The 22577-nt window shown below is 67.8% G+C and carries 25 protein-coding genes and 1 tRNA gene; 16 read left to right on the top strand and 10 right to left on the bottom strand.

The annotated features are described in order from the left end of the window. Nucleotides 1-22: 22 nt before the first annotated feature. Together WKC72_RS11625 and WKC72_RS11620 are read right to left on the bottom strand one after the other, a co-directional pair. On the bottom strand, nucleotides 23-1063 hold the full coding sequence (locus WKC72_RS11625; protein WP_268789637.1) for an LLM class F420-dependent oxidoreductase: 1041 nt from the start codon (nucleotides 1061-1063) through the stop codon (nucleotides 23-25). Between the two features lie 73 nt (nucleotides 1064-1136). Next, a complete protein-coding gene (locus tag WKC72_RS11620) occupies nucleotides 1137-2021 on the bottom strand; it encodes a universal stress protein (protein WP_037230767.1) in 885 nt (294 codons plus the stop codon). Nucleotides 2022-2270: 249 nt separating this feature from the next. Here WKC72_RS11620 and WKC72_RS11615 point away from each other — a divergent pair, with 249 nt between their 5' ends. After that, nucleotides 2271-2747 (top strand): Rrf2 family transcriptional regulator, encoded by a 477-nt coding sequence (locus WKC72_RS11615; RefSeq protein ID WP_037230768.1) that lies wholly within the window; start codon nucleotides 2271-2273, stop codon nucleotides 2745-2747. A 1-nt stretch (nucleotide 2748) separates the two neighbouring features. Continuing rightward, a complete protein-coding gene (locus WKC72_RS11610) occupies nucleotides 2749-3930 on the top strand; it encodes a globin domain-containing protein (RefSeq protein WP_037230769.1) in 1182 nt (393 codons plus the stop codon). A gap of 18 nt (nucleotides 3931-3948) precedes the next feature. Here the strand turns inward: WKC72_RS11610 and WKC72_RS11605 are convergent, their stop codons facing one another. Next, nucleotides 3949-5457 (bottom strand): glutamate--cysteine ligase, encoded by a 1509-nt coding sequence (locus WKC72_RS11605; RefSeq protein WP_112300953.1) that lies wholly within the window; start codon nucleotides 5455-5457, stop codon nucleotides 3949-3951. Nucleotides 5458-5576: 119 nt separating this feature from the next. Here WKC72_RS11605 and WKC72_RS11600 point away from each other — a divergent pair, with 119 nt between their 5' ends. Continuing rightward, complete coding sequence (locus tag WKC72_RS11600; protein WP_005251602.1) at nucleotides 5577-5837, top strand: hypothetical protein; 261 nt, start codon at nucleotides 5577-5579, stop codon at nucleotides 5835-5837. A 4-nt stretch (nucleotides 5838-5841) separates the two neighbouring features. Here the strand turns inward: WKC72_RS11600 and WKC72_RS11595 are convergent, their stop codons facing one another. Continuing rightward, nucleotides 5842-6630 (bottom strand): M23 family metallopeptidase, encoded by a 789-nt coding sequence (locus tag WKC72_RS11595; RefSeq protein WP_037230771.1) that lies wholly within the window; start codon nucleotides 6628-6630, stop codon nucleotides 5842-5844. Nucleotides 6631-6743: 113 nt separating this feature from the next. Next, on the bottom strand, nucleotides 6744-8222 hold the full coding sequence (gene cycA, locus WKC72_RS11590) for a D-serine/D-alanine/glycine transporter (protein WP_174233846.1): 1479 nt from the start codon (nucleotides 8220-8222) through the stop codon (nucleotides 6744-6746). Between the two features lie 176 nt (nucleotides 8223-8398). Between cycA and WKC72_RS11585 the strand changes: the two genes are divergently transcribed. Then, nucleotides 8399-8656: a hypothetical protein gene (locus WKC72_RS11585; protein WP_105415257.1), complete on the top strand. Its 258-nt coding sequence runs from the start codon at nucleotides 8399-8401 to the stop codon at nucleotides 8654-8656. Here WKC72_RS11585 and WKC72_RS11580 read toward each other — a convergent pair whose 3' ends face one another. After that, nucleotides 8657-9427 carry a dienelactone hydrolase family protein gene (locus tag WKC72_RS11580; protein WP_370182663.1) on the bottom strand — a complete coding sequence of 257 codons (771 nt, stop codon included), beginning with the start codon at nucleotides 9425-9427 and terminating at the stop codon, nucleotides 8657-8659. It abuts the gene before it with no gap. Nucleotides 9428-9498: 71 nt separating this feature from the next. Here WKC72_RS11580 and WKC72_RS11575 point away from each other — a divergent pair. Together WKC72_RS11575 and WKC72_RS11570 are read left to right on the top strand one after the other, a co-directional pair. Continuing rightward, nucleotides 9499-9571: transfer RNA gene (locus WKC72_RS11575), tRNA-Arg, on the top strand. 376 nt (nucleotides 9572-9947) lie between these two features. Beyond that, the gene (locus WKC72_RS11570; RefSeq protein WP_370182661.1) at nucleotides 9948-10391 is read left to right on the top strand and encodes a VOC family protein; all 444 of its coding nucleotides are present in this window, start codon (nucleotides 9948-9950) and stop codon (nucleotides 10389-10391) included. Nucleotides 10392-10433: 42 nt separating this feature from the next. Here the strand turns inward: WKC72_RS11570 and WKC72_RS11565 are convergent, their stop codons facing one another. Together WKC72_RS11565 and WKC72_RS11560 are read right to left on the bottom strand one after the other, a co-directional pair. Continuing rightward, entirely contained in the window at nucleotides 10434-11309 is an 876-nt protein-coding gene (locus tag WKC72_RS11565; protein WP_037231023.1) for an amidohydrolase family protein, read from the bottom strand. 61 nt (nucleotides 11310-11370) lie between these two features. After that, nucleotides 11371-11904: a ribonuclease H gene (locus WKC72_RS11560; RefSeq protein WP_037230776.1), complete on the bottom strand. Its 534-nt coding sequence runs from the start codon at nucleotides 11902-11904 to the stop codon at nucleotides 11371-11373. Nucleotides 11905-11976: 72 nt separating this feature from the next. Between WKC72_RS11560 and WKC72_RS11555 the strand changes: the two genes are divergently transcribed. The 8 genes from WKC72_RS11555 (at nucleotide 11977) to WKC72_RS11520 (ending at nucleotide 18168) form a co-directional block, all read left to right on the top strand. Next, a complete protein-coding gene (locus tag WKC72_RS11555) occupies nucleotides 11977-12903 on the top strand; it encodes a DNA-3-methyladenine glycosylase (protein ID WP_128641465.1) in 927 nt (308 codons plus the stop codon). A gap of 127 nt (nucleotides 12904-13030) precedes the next feature. Then, nucleotides 13031-13726 carry an energy-coupling factor ABC transporter permease gene (locus tag WKC72_RS11550; protein WP_268792283.1) on the top strand — a complete coding sequence of 232 codons (696 nt, stop codon included), beginning with the start codon at nucleotides 13031-13033 and terminating at the stop codon, nucleotides 13724-13726. Next, nucleotides 13723-14085: a PDGLE domain-containing protein gene (locus tag WKC72_RS11545; protein WP_112300958.1), complete on the top strand. Its 363-nt coding sequence runs from the start codon at nucleotides 13723-13725 to the stop codon at nucleotides 14083-14085. The genes WKC72_RS11550 and WKC72_RS11545 overlap by 4 nt, the downstream gene beginning before the upstream one ends. Nucleotides 14086-14087: 2 nt before the next feature. Beyond that, a complete protein-coding gene (gene cbiQ / locus WKC72_RS11540; RefSeq protein WP_370182660.1) occupies nucleotides 14088-14852 on the top strand; it encodes a cobalt ECF transporter T component CbiQ in 765 nt (254 codons plus the stop codon). After that, nucleotides 14849-15643, top strand: coding sequence for an energy-coupling factor ABC transporter ATP-binding protein (locus WKC72_RS11535; RefSeq protein ID WP_370182658.1), 795 nt, complete (start codon nucleotides 14849-14851; stop codon nucleotides 15641-15643). Before cbiQ ends, WKC72_RS11535 begins: the two co-directional genes overlap by 4 nt. 51 nt (nucleotides 15644-15694) lie before the next feature. Beyond that, nucleotides 15695-16765, top strand: a complete 1071-nt coding sequence (locus WKC72_RS11530) for a class I SAM-dependent methyltransferase (protein WP_112300961.1) — start codon at nucleotides 15695-15697, stop codon at nucleotides 16763-16765. 180 nt (nucleotides 16766-16945) lie between these two features. Continuing rightward, nucleotides 16946-17548, top strand: coding sequence for a hypothetical protein (locus WKC72_RS11525; protein WP_037231025.1), 603 nt, complete (start codon nucleotides 16946-16948; stop codon nucleotides 17546-17548). A gap of 191 nt (nucleotides 17549-17739) precedes the next feature. Then, nucleotides 17740-18168 carry a hypothetical protein gene (locus WKC72_RS11520; RefSeq protein WP_037231028.1) on the top strand — a complete coding sequence of 143 codons (429 nt, stop codon included), beginning with the start codon at nucleotides 17740-17742 and terminating at the stop codon, nucleotides 18166-18168. A 54-nt stretch (nucleotides 18169-18222) separates the two neighbouring features. Here the strand turns inward: WKC72_RS11520 and WKC72_RS11515 are convergent, their stop codons facing one another. Further along, nucleotides 18223-19419 (bottom strand): CaiB/BaiF CoA-transferase family protein, encoded by a 1197-nt coding sequence (locus tag WKC72_RS11515; RefSeq protein WP_037231030.1) that lies wholly within the window; start codon nucleotides 19417-19419, stop codon nucleotides 18223-18225. Nucleotides 19420-19427: 8 nt separating this feature from the next. Continuing rightward, the gene (locus tag WKC72_RS11510) at nucleotides 19428-19793 is read right to left on the bottom strand and encodes a helix-turn-helix transcriptional regulator (RefSeq protein ID WP_005251569.1); all 366 of its coding nucleotides are present in this window, start codon (nucleotides 19791-19793) and stop codon (nucleotides 19428-19430) included. Nucleotides 19794-19960: 167 nt separating this feature from the next. Here WKC72_RS11510 and WKC72_RS11505 point away from each other — a divergent pair, with 167 nt between their 5' ends. Further along, on the top strand, nucleotides 19961-21529 hold the full coding sequence (locus tag WKC72_RS11505; RefSeq protein ID WP_128641462.1) for a long-chain-fatty-acid--CoA ligase: 1569 nt from the start codon (nucleotides 19961-19963) through the stop codon (nucleotides 21527-21529). Next, nucleotides 21526-22569 (top strand): MBL fold metallo-hydrolase, encoded by a 1044-nt coding sequence (locus WKC72_RS11500; protein ID WP_037230783.1) that lies wholly within the window; start codon nucleotides 21526-21528, stop codon nucleotides 22567-22569. Before WKC72_RS11505 ends, WKC72_RS11500 begins: the two co-directional genes overlap by 4 nt. Nucleotides 22570-22577 lie beyond the last annotated feature (8 nt).

Here is a 22577-nt window from a genome sequence, read left to right as displayed (position 1 = left end):
GGGCACTGCTGGGTTTACGGGGCTACCCGCAGATCTTGCGGAGCTTCTCGACCAACGCGACACGGCCCGCACGATCCGCGGCGAGCGGGGTGACGGTGAGCGTGGTGACCCCCGACTCGGCGAAGGCGGCCACCCGCTCCGCGACGTAGCTCTCCGGACCGATCAGCGACACGGCCCGCACCAGCTCGTCCGGCACCGCGGCGGCGGCCTCGTCCTTCTTGCCCGACAGGTAGAGGTCCTGGATGGTCTCGGCTTCCTTCTCGTAGCCGTACCGGACCGCGAGGTCGTTGTAGAAATTCTTGCCCTTCGCGCCCATGCCGCCGATGTACAGCGCCAGGCCGGGGCGAACCCAGTCGAGCATGTGCTCGACGTCGTCACCGATGGCGAGAGCGGGTGATGCGAAGACCTGCAGCTCACCGAGGCTCGGGTCGCGCTTCGCCTTGCCCTTGGCCAACGGCTCTCCCCACACGCTCGCGGCCTTCTCCGGGTGGTAGAAGATGGGTTCCCAGCCTTCGGCGATCTCGGCGGTCAGCTCCACGTTCTTCGGCCCGAGCGAGGCGATGACGATCGGGATGCGATCACGCACAGGGTGGTTGATGATCTTCAGCGGCTTGCCCAGCCCGGTGCCCTTCTCGGCGGGCAGCGGGATCTGGTAGTACTTGCCCTGGAACTCGACCTTCTCGCGGCGCCACACCTTGCGGCAGATCTCGACGACCTCGCGGGTGCGCCCGAGCGGGGCGTCGTACTTGACGCCGTGAAAGCCCTCGATCACCTGCGGGCCGGAGGCGCCGAGACCCATCACGAAGCGGCCGTCCGACACGAAGTCGAGGCCGGCTGCTGTCATGGCGGTCAGGCTGGGCGTGCGGGTGTAGATCTGGAAGATGCCCGAAGCGAGTTCGAGTGTCGTGGTCTTGGCGGCGAGGTAGCCGATCTGGCTCACCGCGTCGAACGAGTAGGCCTCGGGCACGAACGCGATGTCGAGCCCGGCTTTCTCCAGGTCGGCGACCTCGTCGACCGTCTCGGCGAAACCGCCGCTGTAGTTCAAGCCCATACCTATGCGCACGTCGTTCCCCAATCCTGGCGTTACCTGCAACCTGTTCCTGCTTCAACCCCTGACCCTACTGCGAGCAATCGCGTCAGGGGCGTGCAGGCCTCACGACGACTACCGGGCAATGCGCACCACCGACCAGGCTGTTACTGGTCGATCCGAGCAGCATCCCCTTGAAACCTCCGCGCCCCCGGCTGCCGACCACCAGCAGCTGGGCCTTCTTCGACCACTCGAGCAATCGCGCCCTCGGATTGTCGATATACACCTCCCGGGTGACCCGCACGTCGGGGTACTTCTCCTGCCAGCCGGCGAGGCTCTCGGCGAGAACGGCGTGTTCGTCCTCCTCGAGCCCCTGCGGCACCAGGGCCGCGGCCCGAGGGTCCTCGAACGCTTTCGGTCCGAGGTCGCTCCAGACGTGGACGGCCACCAACGGCGCGTTCCTTAGCGACGCCTCCTGGAAGGCCACCGAGATCGCCCGCTCACTGGTGGGGCTGCCGTCGACGCCGACCACGACGGGCCCGCCTGCGTGGGCGTCACCGCGAACCACGACGACCGGGCAGTGCGCGTGGCTGGTGACGTTGATCGCCGTGTTCCCGAGCAGTGCGGTGGCGGCCGCTCCGGACCCGGACGCGCCGACCACCACGACCCGGGCGTTCTCGGACAGGTCGACGAGCCACTGAGCGCTGCTGCCGATCGACAGTTCGGTGTGGACGTCGATGATGGGATTGACCGCGAACGCCTGCTCCTGCGCCTCGGCGAGAATTGCCTTGCCGCTCGCCTCCACCCACTCGTACACGCCGCCCGAATCCATGTAGGGACCGCCGAACCCGTACGGAGCGAAGTCGAGTGCGTGGATGATCTTCAGGTTCAGTCCACGTTCGGTGGCCAGTTCGGCAGCCACCCGGACAGCGGACTTCGAGGTGTCCGATCCGTCGACACCGACGACGACGCTGTTGCGGTCCCGTGTGCTCATGACTTCACACTATCCCCGGCCTCCGCTTCGCGTCTGCCGCCCTTCGCCTTTCGAGGAGGGACTTAAGTCCTTGCAGACTCGGGCTCTCCGCCCGTAGCGGCGGCGGCCGACTTCGGCGATGATGAGAACGTGGGGTCATCTGTCCAACGCGAATATGACTGGGCCACAGCATTTTCCGATCCAGCTTCACCTCAGCGACGTCCGTCACAAATTTGGTATCCGAGATGAGAATTAAAGTACGTTCGGGTCATGCAACTCACACAGTTCACCGACCTCGGACTGCGGGTGGTCATGCGACTGGCCGTTGCCGGGGACGGCGAACGACCGGGGAGCCGGGCGATCGCCGAGGAACTGTCGGTGTCGTACACCCACGCCGCCAAGGTGATTACCCGGCTGGGTGAGCTCGGCATCGTCGACGCACGCCGGGGACGCGCGGGCGGTCTGGCCATCACCGAACTCGGGCGCACCGCGTCCGTCGGCTGGCTCGCCCGCCGACTCGAAGGCAATGCGGAGGTCGTCGACTGCGACGGCGCCCAACCGTGCCCGCTGCGATCGGGGTGCCTGCTGCGGTCGGCTCTCCGACGCGCGCAGAACGCGTTCTTCGAGTCGCTGGACGCCCTCACGATCGAAGACCTCACCCGGTCCCCCACCGGAACCGTGCTGCTCGCCCTCCCGCGAGTTACCGCCGCCACAACCTCCCAGATTTCTCGAACGATCGGAGAATGACATGCTCTCGCCCACCTCGACGGACGTCATCCGCGCCACCCTGCCCGTGGTCGGCGCCGCGATCTCGGACATCACTACGCTGTTCTACCGCAAGATGTTCGACGCGCACCCCGAACTCGAACGTGACCTGTTCAACCGCGGAAATCAGAAGCAGGGCGAGCAGCAGAAAGCGCTGGCCGGGGCAATCGCCGCGTTCGCGGCCCTCCAACTCGAGCCCGATCAGGCGCGCGTCGACCTCATCCTGTCGAGGATCGCGAACAAGCACGCCTCACTGGGAATCGAGCCCTCGCAGTACGCGATCGTGCACACGCACCTGTTCGCGGCCATCGTCGAGGTCCTCGGTGACGCCGTCACTCCCGAGGTCGCTGCGGCCTGGGACGAGGTGTACTGGCTGATGGCGGAGACCCTGATCGCGATGGAGGCCGGCCTCTACGCCTCGGCGGGGGTGGCGGCCGGCGACGTGTGGCGGGACGTGCGGGTCCGCGAGCGCCGCCACGAGTCCGCCGACACGGTGTCGTTCGTGCTCACGTCACTCGACGGCTCGCCGCTTCCGTCCTTCGCTCCGGGCCAGTACCTCTCCGTCGCGGTTCACCTGCCGGACGGCGCGCGCCAGATCCGTCAGTACAGCCTGTCGTCGGCCCCGTCGCGCGGCGACTGGAGGATCTCGGTGAAACGAGCAGGCGAGGTGTCGAACTTCCTGTATCACAATGTCTTCGAAGACGACGTCGTGACGGTGTCGACGCCGTTCGGCGACCTCGTCCTGCAGGACGACGACGCGCCGCTTCTCCTCGTGTCCGCGGGCATCGGATGCACGCCGATGATCGGGATGCTCAGCCACCTCGCCGACACCGAGGACAGCCGACCGATCTCGGTGCTCCACGCCGACCGGTCCGCCAGCAGTCACGCACACCGCGCGGAGCTGACCGAACTGGTGGAACGTCTGCCGTTCGCGGTGATGCACCGCTGGTACGAGGACCTGGGCGCCCGGCGGCCCGAGGGCAGCCTGCGAGAGGGACGCGCGGACCTCGGCGAGGTCACGATCGCGCCCGGCACCCGCGCCTACCTGTGCGGTCCGTTGCCGTTCATGCTCGGAATGCGCGAGGCGCTCCTCGCGAAGGACGTGCCCGCCGAGAACATCCACTACGAGGTGTTCGGCCCCGACAGCTGGTCGGCGACGGTGTGAGAACCGCGGCGGCGCCGTTCACACCGGCCAGGTGTGGACGGGGCTGCCCTCGCGCATGTTCTCCACGTACTGACGCAACATGGCGGCCAGGGCTTCCGGGCGGCTCAGACCGGCGTTCTCGTGCCGGACCACCTGCGCACGCTGCCACGACGCCCCCGTCTGCCGGGTGACGCACCGGCCCTCGATGACGCTGAGGTAGCGGTCGCGGGCCTTCGCGGACAGTCCGAACGCGGCGAGCCCCTCGTCAGCGATCGGCAGCAGCCGCCGCAGGACGAGCTCGTCGGCGCCCGCGAACCCGACACCGGGCCAGTACAACTCGGCGTCCATGCCGTACTTCGCGCCGGCATGCAGGTTCTCCTCGGCCGCGTTGAACGACATCTGCGACCAGACCGGCCGATCCGATTCGACGAGCCCACGCAGCGCGCCGTAGTAGAACGCGGCGTTCGCCATCGTGTCGAGCACCGTCGGGCCCGCGGGCAGCACCCGGTTCTCGATCCGCAGGTGCGGCTTGCCGTCGTCGCTGTCGTACACCGGGCGGTTCCACCGGTAGATGGTGCCGTTGTGCATCTGCAGTTCGCTGAGGTCCGGCACCCGGCCCGCATCGAGCTCGGCCGCCGGATCGACGTCGGAGACCTCCGGCAGCAGCGCCGGGAAGTATCGGGAGTTCTCCTCGAACAGGTCGAAGACCGACGTGATCCATCGCTCCCCGAACCACACCCGGGGCCGCACACCCTGGTTCTTCAGCTCCAGCGGACGCGTGTCCGTCGCCTGCTCGAAGATCGGGATGCGGGATTCGTGCCACAACGCCGTGCCCGCCATGAACGGCGCGTTCGCGGCAAGCGCCACCTGGGCACCGGCCAGGCACTGCGCGGCGTTCCAGTGTGCGGCGAATTCGTCCGGCGCGACGCGCAGGTGCAGCTGCAGGGACGTGCACGCGGCTTCCGGGAGCACCGAATTGGCGTCCACCTTCAGCTGTTCGGCGAGCCGGCCCTCGAGCGGCACACCCTCGAGGTCGAGTTCGATGTCCTCCCCGCGCGCGGCGAAGATCTGATCGTTGAGCTGCTCGTAGCGGGGATTCGCGGTGATCCACTCCCGGCCGAGGTGCTCGAGCTGCAGCGTCGGCAGCATGCCCACCATCACCAGCTGGGCGTCGTGCCCGTGGATCCGCGCGTCCGCGACGTGCAGCGACGCGCGCAGGGTGCGTTCGAGCTCGAACGTCCCCTCACCGATCAGGGGACCCGGCCGGACATTCATCTCGACGTTGAACTGACCGAGTTCGGTCTGGAACACGGCGTCGTCGTCGATCGACTCGAGGACTGCGAGATTGGACATCGCGGGCGTCATGTCGGCGTGGACGAGATTGAACTCGATCTCCATGCCCAGCATGGGCCTCGGCGGGTCGACGTCGTCGGCGAACGCGCCCTCCCGCAGCATCCTCTCGAGCGCGTCGACGCACATGAGCACCTTCTGCCGGAACAGGCGCCGGTCTGCTCGGGTGAATGTCCGAGACGTCACTTCGCGACCCATACCACTCCCCAACTGCGCGTCGAACTGCGCTCACGGGGGAGCATATCCGTTCATCCCGCGCGAATGCGGGATGGCGGGCTAACCTCGAACCAGACGCTGGTGAGCGGAAGGACTTTGAGATGACGCCTGATACCGACTCCAAGAAGAAACCAGAGTTCTCCGTGGGCACGCGCGTGAAAACGCGGCATTCGGCCGATCACGAACTGGCCGAGAAGAAGTGGCCCCTGGAGGCCGGCGTCATCGTCGACGACTTCGCCGGCGTCCAGGACATCAGCAACGATTCGTACGGCCGGGACTGGGCCGTCTCACGGCGCTGGGCGATCGCCCTCGACAGCGGACCACTCGTGTTCCGCAACGACGACGACCTCGAGCCGGAATAGGCCCTTACGCGTTGGCGCCTGCGTCGCCCCAGGTGACGGACACGCCGCGATCCTGCAGCCAGCGCCCCGGATCGATCTTGTTTCCGCTCGCGTCGTGCACCTCGAAGTGCAGGTGCGGTCCGGTGGACTGGCCGCGGTTACCGACGTGGGCGATTTCCTGCCCGGCGGTGACGCGCTGCCCCACGCTCACGGTGTAATCGTTGACGTGTCCGTAGACGGTGACGGTGCCGTCGTCGTGCAGCAGACGCACCCACAGCCCGAAACCGGACGCTGCTCCGGCGTCGATGACCTGGCCGTCGGCAGCCGCGAGCACCGAGGTGCCGATGGGCGCCGCGATGTCGATGCCGCCGTGGTGCGCTCCCCAGCGGGAACCGAAGTTGGAGGTCAGCTTGCCCGACACCGGCTGCACCGCGTGCGGCTTGACCGGGTTGACGTTGGACAGCCACTGCTGTGCCTGAGCGCCGAGGTCCGGGCCGCCGAGGTTCTGGGCGGCGGCACCGAGGTCGGCGGGCAGTTCGAAGCCGGCGGGAAGGACACCGGCCGGGATCTCGAACGGCAGGCCCGGCAGGGTCTGCGCGCCGCTCGTCTCGTGGGAGTCGACGGGGGCGGCAGCAGCGTTTCCGGCGCCCAGCTGGGCTGCACCGACAACGATGGCTCCGGTGGCGGCCGCAACAGTCGCGGCCTTGATGCCCACACCCGCTCCGGTCTGCTGGTTGCGATGGCGCCCGCGCGCCGCGTCCGGATCGATCTCGAAGCGAATGGAAGACCCGTTCGCCCGGTGGTGGGAACCCACAGTAAATACCTCGTCAGTCGTCGGATTGCAGCTCTCCCCATCCGGGGTGGGCTCCTCTGTCTGGCGACGAATGTAACAAAACGATATAGGTCCGCGCCACCGTTACCGAATGTTTATGTTCGGCGCTCCTCGAGCTCGGCCTTGAAAGCGGCGTAGCGAGCGCGGTGCGGGGTACGGCGGCGAATCACCGCCCACGCGATCCCGAGCACGACGAACCATACCGGGGTGACGAGAAGAGCCTCGAGGGTGTCCGCCTCCTGGGTCAACGCCCAGATGAGGAACACGAAGAACGCCAGGACGACCCAGCACATCACCACACCACCGGGCATCTTGAACTTCGACGCCTGGTGCAGTTCGGGCCGGCGCTTCCGGTACACGATGTAGCTGGCCAGAATCATCGTCCACACGAACATGAACAGCACCGATGAGATTGTCGTCACAGTGGTGAACGCCTCGATGACGGAGTCGCCGGAGAACAGCAGCGCGATCGCCGACAGCAGGAAGGCGCACGAGAACATCAGCGCGTTGGCCGGAACCTTGCGGGAGGAGAGCCTGCCGAGCCGGGCGGGGGCGTCACCCTCCTGCGCGAGGCCGTAGACCATCCGGGACGTCGAATAGATTCCCGAGTTCGCCGAGGAGGCCGCGGACGTCAGCACGACGAACTGGATGACTCCGGCCGCGATCCCCAGACCGGCGAGGGTGAACATCGCCGTGAAGGGGCTCTCGCCCGGCACGACCTCACGCCACGGCGTGACCGAGATGATCACGATCAGCGAGACCACGTAGAACAGCAGGATGCGGATCGGGATGGAGTTGATGGCCTTCGGCAGGTTCTTCTCCGGGTCCTTCGCCTCGGCCGCGGTGGTGCCGACGAGCTCGATACCGACGAACGCGAAGACCGCGATCTGGAATCCGGCCACGAAACCCATCGCCCCGGTCGGGAACATGCCGCCGTCGTTCCACAGGTTGTCGAAGCCGGCCTCGGACCCGTTGGGCGACGTGAAGTGCGCGAACACCATCACGAGCCCGACGACGATGAGGCTGACGATCGCGATGATCTTGATCAGCGCGAACCAGAACTCGGTCTCACCGAACGCCCGCACGGTCGGCAGGTTCAGCAGCAGCAGCGCCGCGATGGCCACCAGCGCCGGGATCCACAGCTGGAGGTCGGGCCACCAGTACTGCACGTAACCGGAGATCGCGATGATGTCGGCGATGCCGGTGACGATCCAGCAGAACCAGTACGTCCACCCCGTGAAGAACCCGGCCCACGGGCCGAGCAGGTCGGCGGTGAAGTCGGAGAACGACTTGTAATGCAGGTTGGAGAGCAGCAGCTCACCCATCGCGCGCATCACGAAGAACAGCATGAAACCGATGATCATGTAGACGAAGATCACCGACGGTCCGGCCAGCGAGATCGTCTTCCCGGACCCCATGAAGAGTCCCGTGCCGATTGCCCCGCCGATCGCGATCAGCTGGATGTGCCGGTTCGCGAGCTGCCGGGAGAGATGCGGCTCGCCCGCCGATCCTGCCCCCGAGCCATCACCCGGTTCCGATCCGATCGAGCCCGTCGAGGAAGTGCGGTCAGCCATGGAACACCTGCAACCCTTCTCAGTCCTTGCTGTCACCGTCCGAAAGCGTGGGTCACGTTACGCCGGGACCGCTCGCGGACCACGGTCGAGGACGGCATTCCGCATCGAGGGACTTGACAGAAGCCGAGTAGCTAAGGCTAACCTCAGTTCGTTACTTCGAGGCGAGGAGCCTGCACATGATCGAGGACCTGATCGAGATCGCGTACGCCCAGGGCGCAGTCACCTGCGTGGCTCAGGCCGCCGACGGCGTCGACGAGTACGAGCTCGCGCGGGTCGATTCGGTCGCGTCCAGCGTCACGGTCACGGTGCGGGCCGACGGCAAATTCGCGAAGGCCACGAGCGTCGAGGGCTACCTCAGCCTCGGGCAGGTCGTCCGGGCATGCGGTCTCGACTACCGGCACGCCACCTCGAGTGCGCGCCAGTACATCCACTGATCAACCCAGGTGCTCACCGAAGAAACCGTCGATCCTCTTCCACGCGTCGGCGGCGGCTTCCGGGTCGGGCACCATCCCCGTGACCTTCGCCAGCGGATGCAGCACCTTCGGGCCGGCCAGTTCGTCGTTCAGGAACGTATGACCGGCGGTCGGGTACTCCTTCACATCGTGAGTCGCGCCTGCCTTCGTCAGCGCCGCCTCCAACTTGGCCGCCGCGTTCCGCAGGGCGAAGTCCTTCCCGCCGTAACTGGCGACCACCGGGCACGCACCCGCCACCGCCGCCGCGAGGTCGCGCGGCAGGACCCCGTAGTTCGGGGCCGCCGCGTCGAACCCCGTGTGCAGGGTCATCAGGGCGAACCCGCCGCCCATGCAGAACCCGATGACACCGATCTTTCCCGTGCAGTCCGACGAGCCGGACAACCACTGACGCGCGGCCTCGATGTCCCCGTACGCCCGCCCCTTCCCCGAGAGCATCGCCCGCATCGTCGACACCAGACAGCGTCGCGCCCCGCCTGCACTGAACAAGTCCGGCGCCAGCGTCAGAAACCCCGCTGCCGCCAGCCTGTCCGCCTGCCGACGCATCACATCGTCCAAGCCGAACGCCTCGTGCACCATCACCACGCCCGGCCACGGACCCTCACCGGTCGGCCTCGCCAGATAACCGTGCAAGTTCAGCGAACCGTCGTGCCGCGCAGCGAGGTCGGTCAAGTCGATCTCGGACATGTGCGTCTCCCGTTCCGTCGTCACTTCCAGAACATCTGCGACAACCATGCCCTCCCCATCGCGAGCGCACCACCATTCCCGCTACACTCACCTCGGTGTGCGCCCAGCGCGTGCACAGCGCCTTCGTAGCTCAGGGGATAGAGCAACCCTCTCCTAAAGGGTAGGTCGCAGGTTCGAATCCTGCCGAGGGCACTCTCCTGCCTGCGGAAGTCCTCGCTGCACACAGTCCCCGCGCCTCGGGGAGGTAACGCAGGTCACGCCCGCAGGCGATACGCCGGGTAGGTCGGGACGACCCGAGGAGAGTCTCATGAACTGGGTGGACATCGACATTTTCCCACCGCCGATCGCCAACCCGCTGCACCTGTTGGCCGCGCTGACGAACAACGGGGCGGGATCATGATCGGCATACTGCCCGACCTGCCGTACATGGGATTGGACTGGGAGTTCTTCTTCCCGACCAATCTCTACATCGCCTTCATCAACTGGTGGAATCCTTTCTAGCGCACGGTAGCCCGGCCGGAAGTTATCGAGGACCGTCGCTGACCTCGATAGTTCGTATCGTCGCCCCATGACCACTACAGAGAAACGCCCGGCCGCCCTGCACTCCTACTTCGCCTACCGTGACGCCCCGGCCGCTCTGCGCTGGCTGGAGCGCGCGTTCGGGTTCGAGACCACCCTCGAGTTCCCGGACGACAACGGCGGGATCATGCATTCCGAATTGCGCCGAGGCGCCGCCGCCATCATGGTCTTCAGCGACGACGGCAACTACGACCGGCCTGCGCTCCGGGGCGAGACCGTCGGGCACGGCACGTATCTCAGCGTCGGCGCCGACAGCGAAGTCGACGAGGTCTATGCCACCGCCATCGAGGCCGGCGCCACCCCGGTCTGGGAGCCCGCCGACACCCAATGGGGGAACTATCGCTGTCGGGTCCTCGACCTCGAGGGCTTCGAGTGGACGTTCGGCACCCTACGCCCGGGCGAGAGCGACGGCGACTGGCCGGAGGGCGAATGACGGTGACACGGAACCCGATCGACGCGGCACCGCACCGGGTTGTCAGTCGATCGCGAAGAGTCGCGCCGCGTTGTCGTGGCACACCGCCCGCAGCCACGGCTCGCCGAGGTCGAATCGGGTGAGTCCCTCGAGTGCGTCGAGGTAGGGATACGGGATGTTGGGGAAGTCGCTGCCGAACACGATGCGTTCCTGCAGATCCGCCAGCCGGTGCACCTGGTCGCGCGGAAACGGTGTGGCCGCTTCGGTGTAGTCCGTGAACGTCATCGTCGTGTCGAGATACACGTTGGTGTACTGGTCGGCCAAGTCCAGGAATTCCCGGTACTCGGGCAGACCCATGTGGGCGATGATCAGGTGCAGCCTCGGGTACCGCGCCAGCAATTCGGCGATCGGGCCGGGGCCCGTGTAGGTGCCGGGCGCCGGCCCCGATCCGCAATGGATGACCACCGGAACACCCGACTCCTGCAGCACACCCCACACGGGGTCGAGGAGCGGATCGTTCGGCGAGTAATCGCCCACCTGGATGTGGGACTTGAAGACGCGCGTGCCCGACTCGACCGCCTCCGCGACATATGTGGCCGCGGACTCCTCGGGGTAGAACGTGGACGTCCGCAGACAATCGGGGGTCTGTTCGGCGAACTCGACCGACCACTGGTTCAGCCAGGCGGCCATCTCCGGCTTGTGCGGATAGATCATGGACGTGAACCGCCTGACACCGAACCCGCGCAGGTGTTCGACGCGGACGTCCTCTTCGTGCCGGTAGTGGATGGGCCACTCACGTCCGGTGAGGGGACCGACCGCGTCGAAGTAACCCCACACCTTCTCCATCACGTTCGCGGGCATGAAGTGGGTGTGGACGTCGATGATGCCGGGCAGCCCCAGCGCACGCCAGAACTCCTGCACCCGCAGATCCTCGGACAACAATCTTCTCCTCGACGCAGTGCCGGACGCAGAACCCCGGCGGATCAGAACAGGGGCCGCCTCAGAACAGGGTGAACGCGTCCTCGGCCTCGGGGGTGGACGGCGCGACGGCTGCCGGTGCGGGCGCGGGGGCCGGCGCTGTCACCGGTGCAGGCGCGAGCGCACCGGACGCGACGGCGCGCGCCGCCTCGCCGGCGAGGACGTCGGCCATCTCGTTGTAGTGGTTGCCGACGTGACCACGAACCCAGCGGAAACGCACGGGCCCGGGACGTTCGCCGATGGCCCGGTCGATGGACTGCACCAGCGCGAGATTCTTGACAGGAGCGCCACCCGCCGTCTTCCAGCCCTTGCGCTTCCAACCGGGCAGCCACTCCGACGCGCACTTGATGGCGTACTGGGAATCGGACTCGATCAGCAGCGGATCGGCCCCGGGATGCGCGGTGATCGCTTCGAGCAAGGCCCGCAGCTCGGCGATCTGATTTGTCCCGGAGGGTTCGCCACCCGATTGGCTGGGACCCTCGTGATTGACCCATGCCCAGCCGATCGCCCCACCGGGGTTGCGGAGGCAGGATCCGTCGGTACTCACGATGATCATGGCTGGGACTTTACGTGCGCGCTCCGACATCCGCCGGTAGCGGTCGCCTTCGGAGTGGATACGCTGCATTCGATGACGGTTTCGCTGGAGGTGGTCGAGACCACCGTGACCGCGCGGCGTCCCCTGGACGTCGCCATGTCGTTGCAGCCGCTGCAACGCGGCAAGGGCGACCCCTGCCACCGCCGGACGGCCGACGGCTCGATCTGGCGGACGTCGGTGCAGAAGTCGGGCCCGGTCACCTATCGCCTCACCCAGACCGACCGCCACTCGGTGCGCTGTCAGGCTTGGGGTGCGGGCGCCCACGAGCTGTCCGCCGGACTCGGCCGCCTCGTCGGCGACCACGACGACTGCGCGGACTTCGCCCCCGGCCATCCGATCCTCGTCGAGGCCCACCGCCGATTCCCGCAGCTGCGCCTCGGCCGCACCGACCGGGTGATGGAGGCCCTCGTGCCCGCGATCCTCGAGCAGCGTGTGCACGGCATCGCCGCGTTCGCGTCGTGGCGGCGTCTCGTGTGGAAGTTCGGCGGGCCCGCTCCCGGGCCCGCTCCGGACGGGATGCGGCTGCCCCCGACCGCGGACGTGTGGCGGCGGGTTCCGTCCTGGGAATTCCACCGGGCCAACGTCGACCCGAACCGGTCCCGGACGATCGTCCGCTGCGCGCAGGTAGCCGACCGGCTCGAGAAGATCGTCGACCTCCCCCGCGAGGAAGCGAATCGCCGGCTGATGTCCGTCCCCGGCGTCGGGATCTGGACGGCGGCCGAGGTGTCGCAGCGTGCGCTCGGCGACCCCGACGCCCTGTCGGTCGGCGACTATCACCTCGCCGCGATGGTGGGGTGGTCGCTGCTCGGCAAGCCCCTCGACGACGCCGAGATGGTGGAGTACCTGGCCCCGCTGCAGCCGCACCGCCATCGCGCCGTGCGGCTGCTGGAGGTGAGCGGGCAGGCCGTCAAACCCAAATTCGGGCCCCGCACGGCGCTCGTCGACCACACCTGGCACTGAACCGGCATTCGCGGGGGCCCCGCACGCGTTTCCCGCACCCATGAACACCTGTTCAAGTGTTCATACGAGAAACTAGACTTCGAAGAATCAGCTGCCGGCCGGAGGAGTCGCCGTGGAACCCGTGGCAATGCACATGAGCGACGGCCTGATCAATGCGCCGACCTCACTGCTGTTCGTCGTCGTCGCGGTGGCGGGACTGTCGATCGCCGCGTGGCGCGCGCGCTCGGAACTCGACGAACGCACCGCACCGATGGCCGGTCTCGTGGCGGCCTTCATCTTCGCGGTCCAGATGGTCAACTTCCCGATCCTTCCCGGTGTGAGCGGACACCTCCTCGGTGGTGCGCTCGCCGCCATCCTCGTCGGCCCCTACACCGGGATGCTCTGCGTCTCGATCGTGCTGATCGTGCAGGCCCTGCTGTTCGCCGACGGTGGGCTGACGGCGCTGGGAGCGAACATCACCAACATGGCGATCATCGGGGTGGTCGTCGGCTACGGGGTCGCGGTGGCCCTGCGTCCGCTCGTCGTGCGACAGCAGCGACTTCGCTTCCGCGTCCTCGGCGGACTCGCATTCGCCGCGGCACTGTGCGGAACGGTGGCGGCGTCGATGGGCTTCGTCCTCGAGTACGCGATCGGCGGTCATGCGACATCCGGAGATTCGACGTCGCTGGGCGCGGTGGCGGCGTACATGCTCGGGGCGCACGTGCTGATCGGCATCGGCGAAGGCCTCATCACCGCCGTCACGGTGACGGCCGTCGCGAAGGCGCGCCCCGACCTCGTGTACCTGCTGCGGACGGCACCGCGACGAGTCGAGGTGCGGGCATGAGCACGTCGTCGCCGGTCTCGCTGCGCCGATTCCTTCTCGGCTTCGCGCTGGTGGCGCTGCTCGTCGCCGGCGCGGTCTCCTACCTCGCCAGCTCGAGTCCGGACGGTCTGGATGCCGCGACCACTCGCGGGTGCGAAACCGTGGAAACCGATACCGGGGAGACGCTCGTGGGTGACTGCATCGCCCAGAACGCGTCCGCCCATCCGTTGTCGGACTCGCCGCTCGCCGACTACACGGTGGGCGGCCGGTCGCATCTCACCGGGGTCGCGGGCGTGATCGGCGCGACCGCCACGTTCGTCGTCGCGGGTGGACTGTTCTGGTTGCTCGCCCGCGCGCGGCGGAACCGAACGAGCCCCTGACCGTGGGAGCCGGTCACGCCCACCCGCTCTACCTCGACGGCACGTCCCCTCTGCACCGGATGCCCGCCGAGGTCGGGATCGTCTGCGCCGTCGTCTTCGTCTTCGCGGTGGTCGCGACGCCACGCGAGGCGTTCTGGGCGTTCGCAGGATATCTCGCGATCCTGCTCGTGATCTGGCGGATCGCCGGCATTTCGCTGCGGTGGATCGGGCCGAGGACGCTGATCGAGTTGCCGTTCGTGACGCTCGCGCTTCTGCTGCCGTTCGCCGAGGGCGGCGCACGCGTCACCGCCCTCGGACTGTCGCTGTCGGTCGCGGGCCTGTACGCGGCCTGGGGCATTCTCGTGAAGGGCACGCTCGGCATCCTGGTCTCGCTGACGCTCGCCGCGACGACGCCCGCGCGGGATCTGCCGTTGGGTCTGGCGCGGCTGCGGGTGCCCGCGATGCTCACCACGATCGTGGTGCTGATGCTGCGCTACCTCGACCTGCTCACCGCCGAGGTCGAGCGGATGCGCACCGCCCGGCTCTCCCGCGGCGACGACCCCCGGACGTTCCGGCAGATCGGTGCCACCGCCCGGGGCGTCGGCGGATTGTTCGTGCGGTCCTACGAGCGCGGCGAGCGCGTCCACCTCGCCATGCTGTCGCGGGGATTCACCGGTTCCGTTCCCACGGCCGGGGCGCCCCCGGCGACCGCCGCGATGTGGCGGGCGGGGCTCGTGCCCGCCGTGTGCGCGGTGGGGATCTGTGTCACGGCGTGCGTGCTCCGATGACCGCGGCCGTGCATCTCGTGGGCGTCTCGTTCGCCTATCCGGACGGCAGAGCCGCGCTGCACCGGATCGATCTCACGGTGCAACCCGGCGAGCGGGTGGCCGTTCTCGGTCCGAACGGGGCCGGGAAGACCACACTGATGTTGCACCTCAACGGCATTCTGACGGCCACCGGGGGCAGTGTCACCGTGGGCGGGCTGGAACTGTCGCGGGGGGCGTCCCGGGACACGGTGCGGGAGGTCCGGCGCCGGGTCGGCATCGTCTTCCAGGACCCCGACGACCAGTTGTTCATGCCGACCGTCGCGCAGGACGTCGCGTTCGGCCCGGTCAATTTCGGGGTTACCGGGACCGCGCTCGACGAGCGGGTGCACGACGCGCTGGCGGCCGTGGACATGACGGCACATTCGGATCGCAATCCCGCGCACCTCTCGGTGGGGCAGCGCCGCCGCGTCGCGCTGGCGACGGTCCTCGCGTGCGCCCCGGACGTCCTCGTGCTGGACGAGCCGTCGAGCAATCTCGACCCCGTCGCCCGACGTGAACTGGCCGAAGTCCTCCTGGGTATCGACACCACGCAGCTGCTCGTCACGCACGACCTGCCGTACGCCGCCCAGTTGTGCACGCGCGCCGTGATCCTCGACGAGGGACACCTGGTGGCCGACGGTCCGATCCTCGAACTGCTCGGCGACCCCGCGCTGCTCGCCGAGCATCGCCTCGAGTTGCCCTGGGGTTTCCGGCTTCCCGCGCCCGACCCTCATTCGCCCGGCGAACGATCCGTGACACCGCAGATCAGGTAGCTCACGATGGGGAGACGAAGCTTCGCCCCGCACTCCCACCGGAGGTCCGCGATGTCCATACCCGAAGCCGACGCCGGGGCCGTGTCCCAGCGCATTTTCGACGCATCGCTCGGGGCGATCGACCTCCTCGCCGTCCATCTGGGCGACCGTCTCGGCTGGTACCGCAGTCTCGCGTCGGACGGTCCGGCGACCGCGGACCAACTGGCGGAACGCACCTCCACCCACCCGCGGTACGCGCGGGAGTGGCTCGAACAGCAGGCCGTGTCGGGACTTCTCACGGTCGACGATTCGGAGCCACGGACGTTCACGCTTCCGGCCGGCGCCGCCGAAGTGCTCACCGACGAGCAGAGTCTCAACTATCTTGCCCCGCTGGCGCGGATCTTCGTCGCCGCGACCTCGCAGATGCCCGCATTGCTGGAGGCGTACCGCACGGGCGGCGGGGTGGGTTGGGCGAAGTACGGCGCGGATGCCCGTGAGTCGCAGGCCGACATGAATCGTCCGTGGTACGAGCAGGTTCTTCCCGGTGCGCTGGCATCGGTTCCCGAGGTCGACGCACTGCTCCGGACGCCCGGTGCCGCGATCGCCGACGTCGGATGCGGCGGCGCCTGGTCCACGATCGCACTCGCGCGCGCCTACCCGGACGCCCGGCTCCACGGCTACGACATCGACACCGCGACCGTCGAACTCGCGAGGTCCAATGTGCGCGAGCGGCCGGACGTCGCCGATCGGATCACGATCACCGAATCGGATGCGGCGGGAATTCCCGAGAGCAGCTACACGGCCGCGTTCGCGTTCGAATGCATCCACGACATGCCCGCGCCCGTCGATGTACTGTCCGCGGTACGCAGGGCATTGGTTCCCGGTGGCGCGCTGATCGTGATGGACGAGGCGGTGGACGACGAGTTCTCCGCGCCGGGAAGCGACATCGAGCGTCTGATGTACGGATTCAGCCTCACCGTGTGCCTTCCCGACGGGATGAACCACACACCGAGCGCGGGCACCGGAACGGTCATGCGCCCGAGCACATTGCGCGGCTACGCCGAGGCGGCCGGTTTCGGCACCATGGACGTCCTGCCGATCGAGGATTTCGCGTTCTTCCGGTTCTACCGGCTCACGGTGTAATCCCTGGACCGACACCCCGATACGCACGTATTTTGCGGAAAGGCCGAAAACTGGGGCATCCGAGGGGGGAAGATGTCTGCAGTAGGCAGGTTACGGACGCTTTCGCCGGTCGGGGCAAGTGAAGCGCCAGGTCGAACCAGATTTGTCGTTTGTCATCCGCTACTACGCATGGGAAACACCATGAAACTGCATAGAGTGACAGCACCGGCAGCGCTGCTGATCGCCACCCTGTGTGTCGGAATGGGTACCGCGTATGCCGCCCCCACTCCCGCCGACCAGGCCGTCATCTCGCACACCAGCCTGAGCGCCGACGGCCGATCGGTCGGCACTGCACTCGACGCCGGGCACTTCACCCTGTCGCGGACGGCCGCCGCCGTCGACATCGTCAACGATTCGGGCACCTCGGTGGGCACGATCCCCCTGCGCTATTCGATCGCCGGTGTGCAGTTCGCGATCGATCCGCTCATCACCGACGCAGGCCGGTTCCTGAACCTGACACCCACGACGACCCCTGTCGCGGGAACCCTCGCCCTCACCCCGGTCGACAGGGATTCGGCGTACAACAACATGGTCCAGCAGCTGCAGATCGGTTGGGACAACGGCGGCGGGACCGCGACCGCGATCGGCGCAGGCATCGGATTCGTCGTCGGGTGCATCTTCCTCATCCTCGGCGGGTGCCTCCCGGGTGCCGCGGTGGGCGCAGCGATCGGCGCCGTCACGGGGATCAGCAACGCGAACCCCGCTGCGCCACCAGCGGTTTACGAATTCCTCGGAACCCCGTAGCGGGGGTTTCCGTCCGACTCCGAAGACGATTTCGGGAGGGCTATGGGTTAGTTCGCACACGGGGAGCATCACCGCGCACCCACATATGCATGTAGCCGTTCCGGTTTTCCAGCGAATATGGTCCACGCACAACGATGTTCGGTGCACTCAGGTGGGGGCCGTGTTCGTCCTACGACATGGTGGGAATTTCCATGAAACTCTTGAAAACTCTGGCATTGTCCATATTCGTCATCTCCGCGATGGCCGTCGGGGCGGGCACTGCGTATGCCGATCCCGCACCTCAGGGAATCGACTGGTCGCAGCCACTGATGACCCCGGCAGCCGACGGCGGCAGCAGCCAGGTGGCCGAACAGTTCTTCCCGGAGAACGAAGTGAAGCAGGACGCCTTCGACAAGATGACCAACGAGATCAATACCGGCTGGAACAACGCGGGCCTGCAGGGCATGGCGATCGGTTCCAACGTGGGCATGGCCATCGGGTGCGTGTCGATCTTCCCCAACTTCATCGCAGGCTGCATTGTCGGCGCAGTGGTCGGCACCATCGCCGGCGCCGTCATCGGTATCGGCGTGGGTAACCCCAATGCCCAGCCTGCCGTCGAGCAGTTCTTCGCCACACCCTGAGCGAAGAGCGAGCTGCAGCCCCGGCCTCACTCGGGCCGGGGCTGCGGCGCGTCGTCAGCCGACGACGCCCTGGACGCGCATCGTCGCGATGTCTTCCGCCGACCAGCCCAGTTCACCGAGGATCCGATCGGTGTGCGCGCCGAGTGCGGGCACGTCACCCATCCGCATCTCCACATCGGAGAACGTCATCGGGGGCAGCATCGCCTTGATCGGACCGGCCTCGGTTCCGACGTCGCGCCAGCGGTCGCGCTGGTCCAGCTGCGGGTGCTCGATCAGCCCGCCCATGTCGTTGAGCTCGGCCGCCGGGATCCCGGAGTCCGCGAGCGCCTGGTCGAGAGCCGCGCTCGTGAAACGTTGAGTCTCCTCGGCGACGAGGGCGTCCACCTCCGCCCGGTGCTGCACCCGCAGCATGTTGGTCGCGAACCGGGGATGGTCGGCGAGTTCGGGTCGTTTGAACACGTCGGTCACCAGTTGCCGCCACCCGCGGTCGTTCTGGACACCGATGAGGATCTGCCCGTCGAGGGTGGGATACGAGTCGTACGGGACGATCGCCGCATGACCGAGCCCGACGCGCGGGATCTGCTTGTCGGCGTACATCTTCATGTACATCGGATGGCCCAGCCACTCCGCGGTCGCGTCGAACATCGACACGTCGATCCGCGCCCCCACCCCGGTTCGCGACCGCCGGAACAGGGCGCCGAGGACGGACGTCATCGCGTACATTCCCGCCGCGATGTCGGAGACCGGGACACCAGTCTTGGTCGCGGTGTCGGGGGTGCCGGTCACCGAGATCATCCCCGTTTCGGCCTGGACCAGCATGTCGTACGCCTTGCGTTCGCGCCGCGGTCCCGCCGACCCGTAGCCGGACATGTTCACGACGATCAGTTCCTCGTGTTCGGCGCGTAACTCGTCGGCGCCGAACCCCAGGCGGTCGGCGGCATCGGGGGCGAGATTCTGGATGAAGACGTCGGCCTTCGCGATCAGCTTCGCGACGGTGTCCCGACCCACCTCGGACTTCAGGTCGACGCCGAGCGACTCCTTCGACCGGTTCAGCCACACGAAATGCGAGGCCTGACCGAACACGGCGTCGTCGTAGTTGCGGGCGAAGTCGCCCTCGCCGACGCGCTCGATCTTGATGACCCGCGCACCCATGTCCGCGAGATGGCGGGTGGCGAGCGGAGCGGCCACGGCCTGCTCGAGTGCCACGACGGTGATGCCGTCGAGCGGCAGCAGTCCGGGATCGTTCTCCATGTCGGGATTCACCTTTCCTCTTCGGCTCCCGTGTGATTGTGATAGTGCGTGGCCCCGATCGTGTGCAGCAGTTCGTGCACGGTGTCGTCGGTGAGCCGGTACCGCATCGAGCGGCCGTCCCGCGTCGCCGACACCCACCCCTGGTTGCGGAGCAGTCGCAGCGCGTGCGAGACGGCGGTCCCGGTCATGTCGAGTGCCGCCGCCAGGTCGCCGACGCAGATGTCGGGGGCGTGGTGCAGGCACAGCAGCAGTCGCAGGCGGTTGCCGTCGGACAGCAGTTCGAATCGGTTGGCCCAGCCGTCGATGTCGGGGGTGTGCAGTGCCGCCGCAGCACGCTGAACGTCCTCGGGGTTCAGGGCGGGGGTGGCGGCCATCACGCCAGTCTACAAACGCCGCGAGGCCGCTCGACCTGGCATCCATAGGCGATTCCTCACTGTCCGTTCGGCTCTGTGACTTTGTTTCCGCACTCACACGGGTGGTCGACTGGCAGCACGCGTCACCCGATTCCCGGCGGCGGCGACGAGTCATCGAGGAGCGTGATGTGAGCGGTCTGCATCTTCCCCAGCGTGTGCGGCACCATGCCGCAGAACGGCCCGGAGCACCGGCGGTGACGTGGGGTGACACCACACTGACGTACGCGGAGCTCGACTGGCGGACCAATCGGATCGCAACCGCGCTGTCGGCGTTGACATCCGACGGCGGCCGGGTCGGGGCACTGCTCCGGATGCGCACGGAGGGTGTCGAGACGTTCGTGGCCGCCGCCAAATCGGGACTCGTGTTCGTCCCGCTCAACTGGCGACTCCCGGCCGCCGAGGCCGCCGCGATCGCGGTCGATGCCGAGCTCCGGGTGCTGATCGTCGAATCCGAATTCGCTGCCGCCGCGCACGCCGTCCGCGACGCGCTCCCGAGTGTGGTCGTTGTGGTCGTCGACGCGGCCGACGGCGACGTTCTTCCGCCCGGCACCTGGACGTGGGACCGGCTGGTCACGTCGGGCACCGCCACCGATCCGGGTCTCGGGGACGACCCCGACGCGGAGGTGCTGCAGCTCTACACATCGGGCACGACGGGCTTCCCGAAGGGTGTGGTCGCGACGCATCGCAACCTGCACAACGAGCCGGAAGGCTTGCTGATCTACCGCTGGAAGCCCGGCTCGGTGGCACTCGACGCGATGCCGCTGTTCCACATCGCGGGTGCCGGCTGGTTGAGCACCTGCCTGTCGGCCGGCGTCCACGTGGTGCTGCTCGGCGCGTTCGACGCACGGGAGGTCGCCGAACTCGTCGAACGGCACCGGATCACCCACGCCTTCCTGGTTCCGTCGACCATTCAGATGCTCCTCGACGTGCCCGACCTCGAACGTTACGACGTGTCGAGCCTGGAACTGGTCGCCTACGGTTCGGCGCCGATCACCACCACTCTGCTCCGGCGAGCGATCGATCGCCTCGGCTGTGGATTCGTGCAGCGCTACGGAATGACGGAGACGACGGGCTCGGTCACCGCCCTCGCCGTCGAGGATCACGACCCGTCCGGGCACCGCGCTCACCTGCTGCGTTCCGCCGGCAAACCCATGCCCGGTGTCGAGGTCGAGATCCGGGACGTGGTGACCGGCGCCCGGCTTCCGGTGGGCGAGTCCGGGGAGATCGTGTGCCGCTCACGCAACAACGTCGCGGGCTACTGGCGGCGGCCGGACGAGACCGCGCAACTCCTCACCCACGACGGTTTCCTGCGCACCGGCGACGCCGGGCACATCGACGAGGAGGGCTATCTGTTCGTCACCGACCGGGTGAAGGACATGATCATCACGGGAGGCGAGAACGTGTACCCGATCGAGGTCGAATCGGTGCTCGCCGAGCATCCGGCGGTCGCCGAGGTTGCGGTGGTCGGCGTGCCGCACCGGACGTGGGGTGAGTCCGTGACGGCGGTCGTCCGGCTCGTCGATCCGGCGAACCAACCGGACGAGCAGGACCTGATCGCGTTCACCGCCGACCGGCTCGCGTCGTACAAGAAGCCGCGGGAGATCGTCTACGTCGCCGAACTTCCGCGAGGGGCGAGCGGCAAGATCCTCAAACGCACCCTGCGCGAACGGCTCCGCGCCACGGAGGTGTCGTCGTGATCGTCACCGAGGACGTGGGTACCGTCCAGCGCGAGGCGTGGGCGCGCGGCGTCCTGCCGCCGGTCGAACAGGTACGCCCCGGATTGTGGTCGATCCCGGTGCCGATGCCACGAAACCCGTTGCGCTACGTCCTGATCTACGCGCTCGCGCTGCCCGACGGACTCGCCCTGATCGACGTCGGCTGGGATTCCGAGGAGTCGTGGCGGGCCCTCGTCGACGGCATCGCCGAGACCGGGCACCACGTCACCGACGTCCGCTACGCCGCGATCACCCACCTGCATCCCGACCACTTCGGTCTCGCGCCCCGGCTGCGCGAGGTCAGCGGGGCCGCGCTCGCGATGCACGGCGCGGATGCCGCACTGCTCGGCCACCATTCACCGACGGACGTCGCCGAAGACGAACAGACGTGGAACACCCAGCTCGCTCAGCTCGGGGCCCCCACCGGCATCCTCGCGGCTGCCCGCGTCGATCTCGTTCGCCTGGGGGCGGGCGAGTCCATGGACGTCGTGCTCGGTGACGGCACCGCCCTGGACCTGCCCGGCTGGGATCTGCGGGCGGTCTGGACCCCCGGGCACACTCCGGGTCATCTGACTTTCGTCGACGACGCCCACGGGCTGATGTTCAGCGGCGACCACATGTTGCCCCGCATCAGTCCGAACATCTCCACGGTCCCCGGCGAGCTGGAGAACCCGCTGCACCGCTATCTGCTGTCGCTGCACGCCACCACCTCGATGCCCGACGGTGAGGTGCTGCCCGCCCACGAGTACCGCTTCCGGGGGATCGCCGACCGCGCCCGGCAGCTGATGGACCATCACGAGGAACGGTTCGCCGAGATCGTCGACGCGCTGGGCGTGCGCCCGGAATCGACGGCGTGGGAGATCTCGCAACACATCTCGTGGTCGCGGCCGTTCGACTCCATGTCCGACCGCCTGCTCCGCCTCGCGGTCCGCGAAACCCATGCCCACCTGCTCGTTCTGGCCGACCGCGGGAGCATCCGCTCACTCGGCGGGCACCCCGAACGCTGGACCCCGACACCGTAAGGAAGACA

This window comes from Rhodococcus wratislaviensis, from assembly GCF_041228765.1.
In the GTDB taxonomy this organism is placed as follows: Bacteria; Actinomycetota; Actinomycetes; order Mycobacteriales; family Mycobacteriaceae; genus Rhodococcus_F; species Rhodococcus_F wratislaviensis.
The sequence above is the reverse complement of the archived record's forward strand: the minus strand, read 5'-3'. Positions and strand labels throughout refer to the sequence as shown.

What these genes read in the sequence shown, in the direction of transcription:
- WKC72_RS11620 (WP_037230767.1), bottom strand. Translation starts at nt 2,021, where the DNA reads ATGAGCACACGGGACCGCAACAGCGTCGTCGTCGGTGTCGACGGATCG.
- WKC72_RS11615 (WP_037230768.1), top strand. Translation starts at nt 2,271, where the DNA reads ATGCAACTCACACAGTTCACCGACCTCGGACTGCGGGTGGTCATGCGA.
- WKC72_RS11610 (WP_037230769.1), top strand. Translation starts at nt 2,749, where the DNA reads ATGCTCTCGCCCACCTCGACGGACGTCATCCGCGCCACCCTGCCCGTG.
- WKC72_RS11605 (WP_112300953.1), bottom strand. Translation starts at nt 5,457, where the DNA reads ATGGGTCGCGAAGTGACGTCTCGGACATTCACCCGAGCAGACCGGCGC.
- WKC72_RS11600 (WP_005251602.1), top strand. Translation starts at nt 5,577, where the DNA reads ATGACGCCTGATACCGACTCCAAGAAGAAACCAGAGTTCTCCGTGGGC.
- cycA (WP_174233846.1), bottom strand. Translation starts at nt 8,222, where the DNA reads ATGGCTGACCGCACTTCCTCGACGGGCTCGATCGGATCGGAACCGGGT.
- WKC72_RS11585 (WP_105415257.1), top strand. Translation starts at nt 8,399, where the DNA reads ATGATCGAGGACCTGATCGAGATCGCGTACGCCCAGGGCGCAGTCACC.
- WKC72_RS11580 (WP_370182663.1), bottom strand. Translation starts at nt 9,427, where the DNA reads ATGGTTGTCGCAGATGTTCTGGAAGTGACGACGGAACGGGAGACGCAC.
- WKC72_RS11570 (WP_370182661.1), top strand. Translation starts at nt 9,948, where the DNA reads ATGACCACTACAGAGAAACGCCCGGCCGCCCTGCACTCCTACTTCGCC.
- WKC72_RS11560 (WP_037230776.1), bottom strand. Translation starts at nt 11,904, where the DNA reads ATGATCATCGTGAGTACCGACGGATCCTGCCTCCGCAACCCCGGTGGG.
- WKC72_RS11555 (WP_128641465.1), top strand. Translation starts at nt 11,977, where the DNA reads ATGACGGTTTCGCTGGAGGTGGTCGAGACCACCGTGACCGCGCGGCGT.
- WKC72_RS11550 (WP_268792283.1), top strand. Translation starts at nt 13,031, where the DNA reads ATGCACATGAGCGACGGCCTGATCAATGCGCCGACCTCACTGCTGTTC.
- WKC72_RS11545 (WP_112300958.1), top strand. Translation starts at nt 13,723, where the DNA reads ATGAGCACGTCGTCGCCGGTCTCGCTGCGCCGATTCCTTCTCGGCTTC.
- WKC72_RS11535 (WP_370182658.1), top strand. Translation starts at nt 14,849, where the DNA reads ATGACCGCGGCCGTGCATCTCGTGGGCGTCTCGTTCGCCTATCCGGAC.
- WKC72_RS11530 (WP_112300961.1), top strand. Translation starts at nt 15,695, where the DNA reads ATGTCCATACCCGAAGCCGACGCCGGGGCCGTGTCCCAGCGCATTTTC.
- WKC72_RS11525 (WP_037231025.1), top strand. Translation starts at nt 16,946, where the DNA reads ATGAAACTGCATAGAGTGACAGCACCGGCAGCGCTGCTGATCGCCACC.
- WKC72_RS11520 (WP_037231028.1), top strand. Translation starts at nt 17,740, where the DNA reads ATGAAACTCTTGAAAACTCTGGCATTGTCCATATTCGTCATCTCCGCG.
- WKC72_RS11515 (WP_037231030.1), bottom strand. Translation starts at nt 19,419, where the DNA reads ATGGAGAACGATCCCGGACTGCTGCCGCTCGACGGCATCACCGTCGTG.
- WKC72_RS11510 (WP_005251569.1), bottom strand. Translation starts at nt 19,793, where the DNA reads ATGGCCGCCACCCCCGCCCTGAACCCCGAGGACGTTCAGCGTGCTGCG.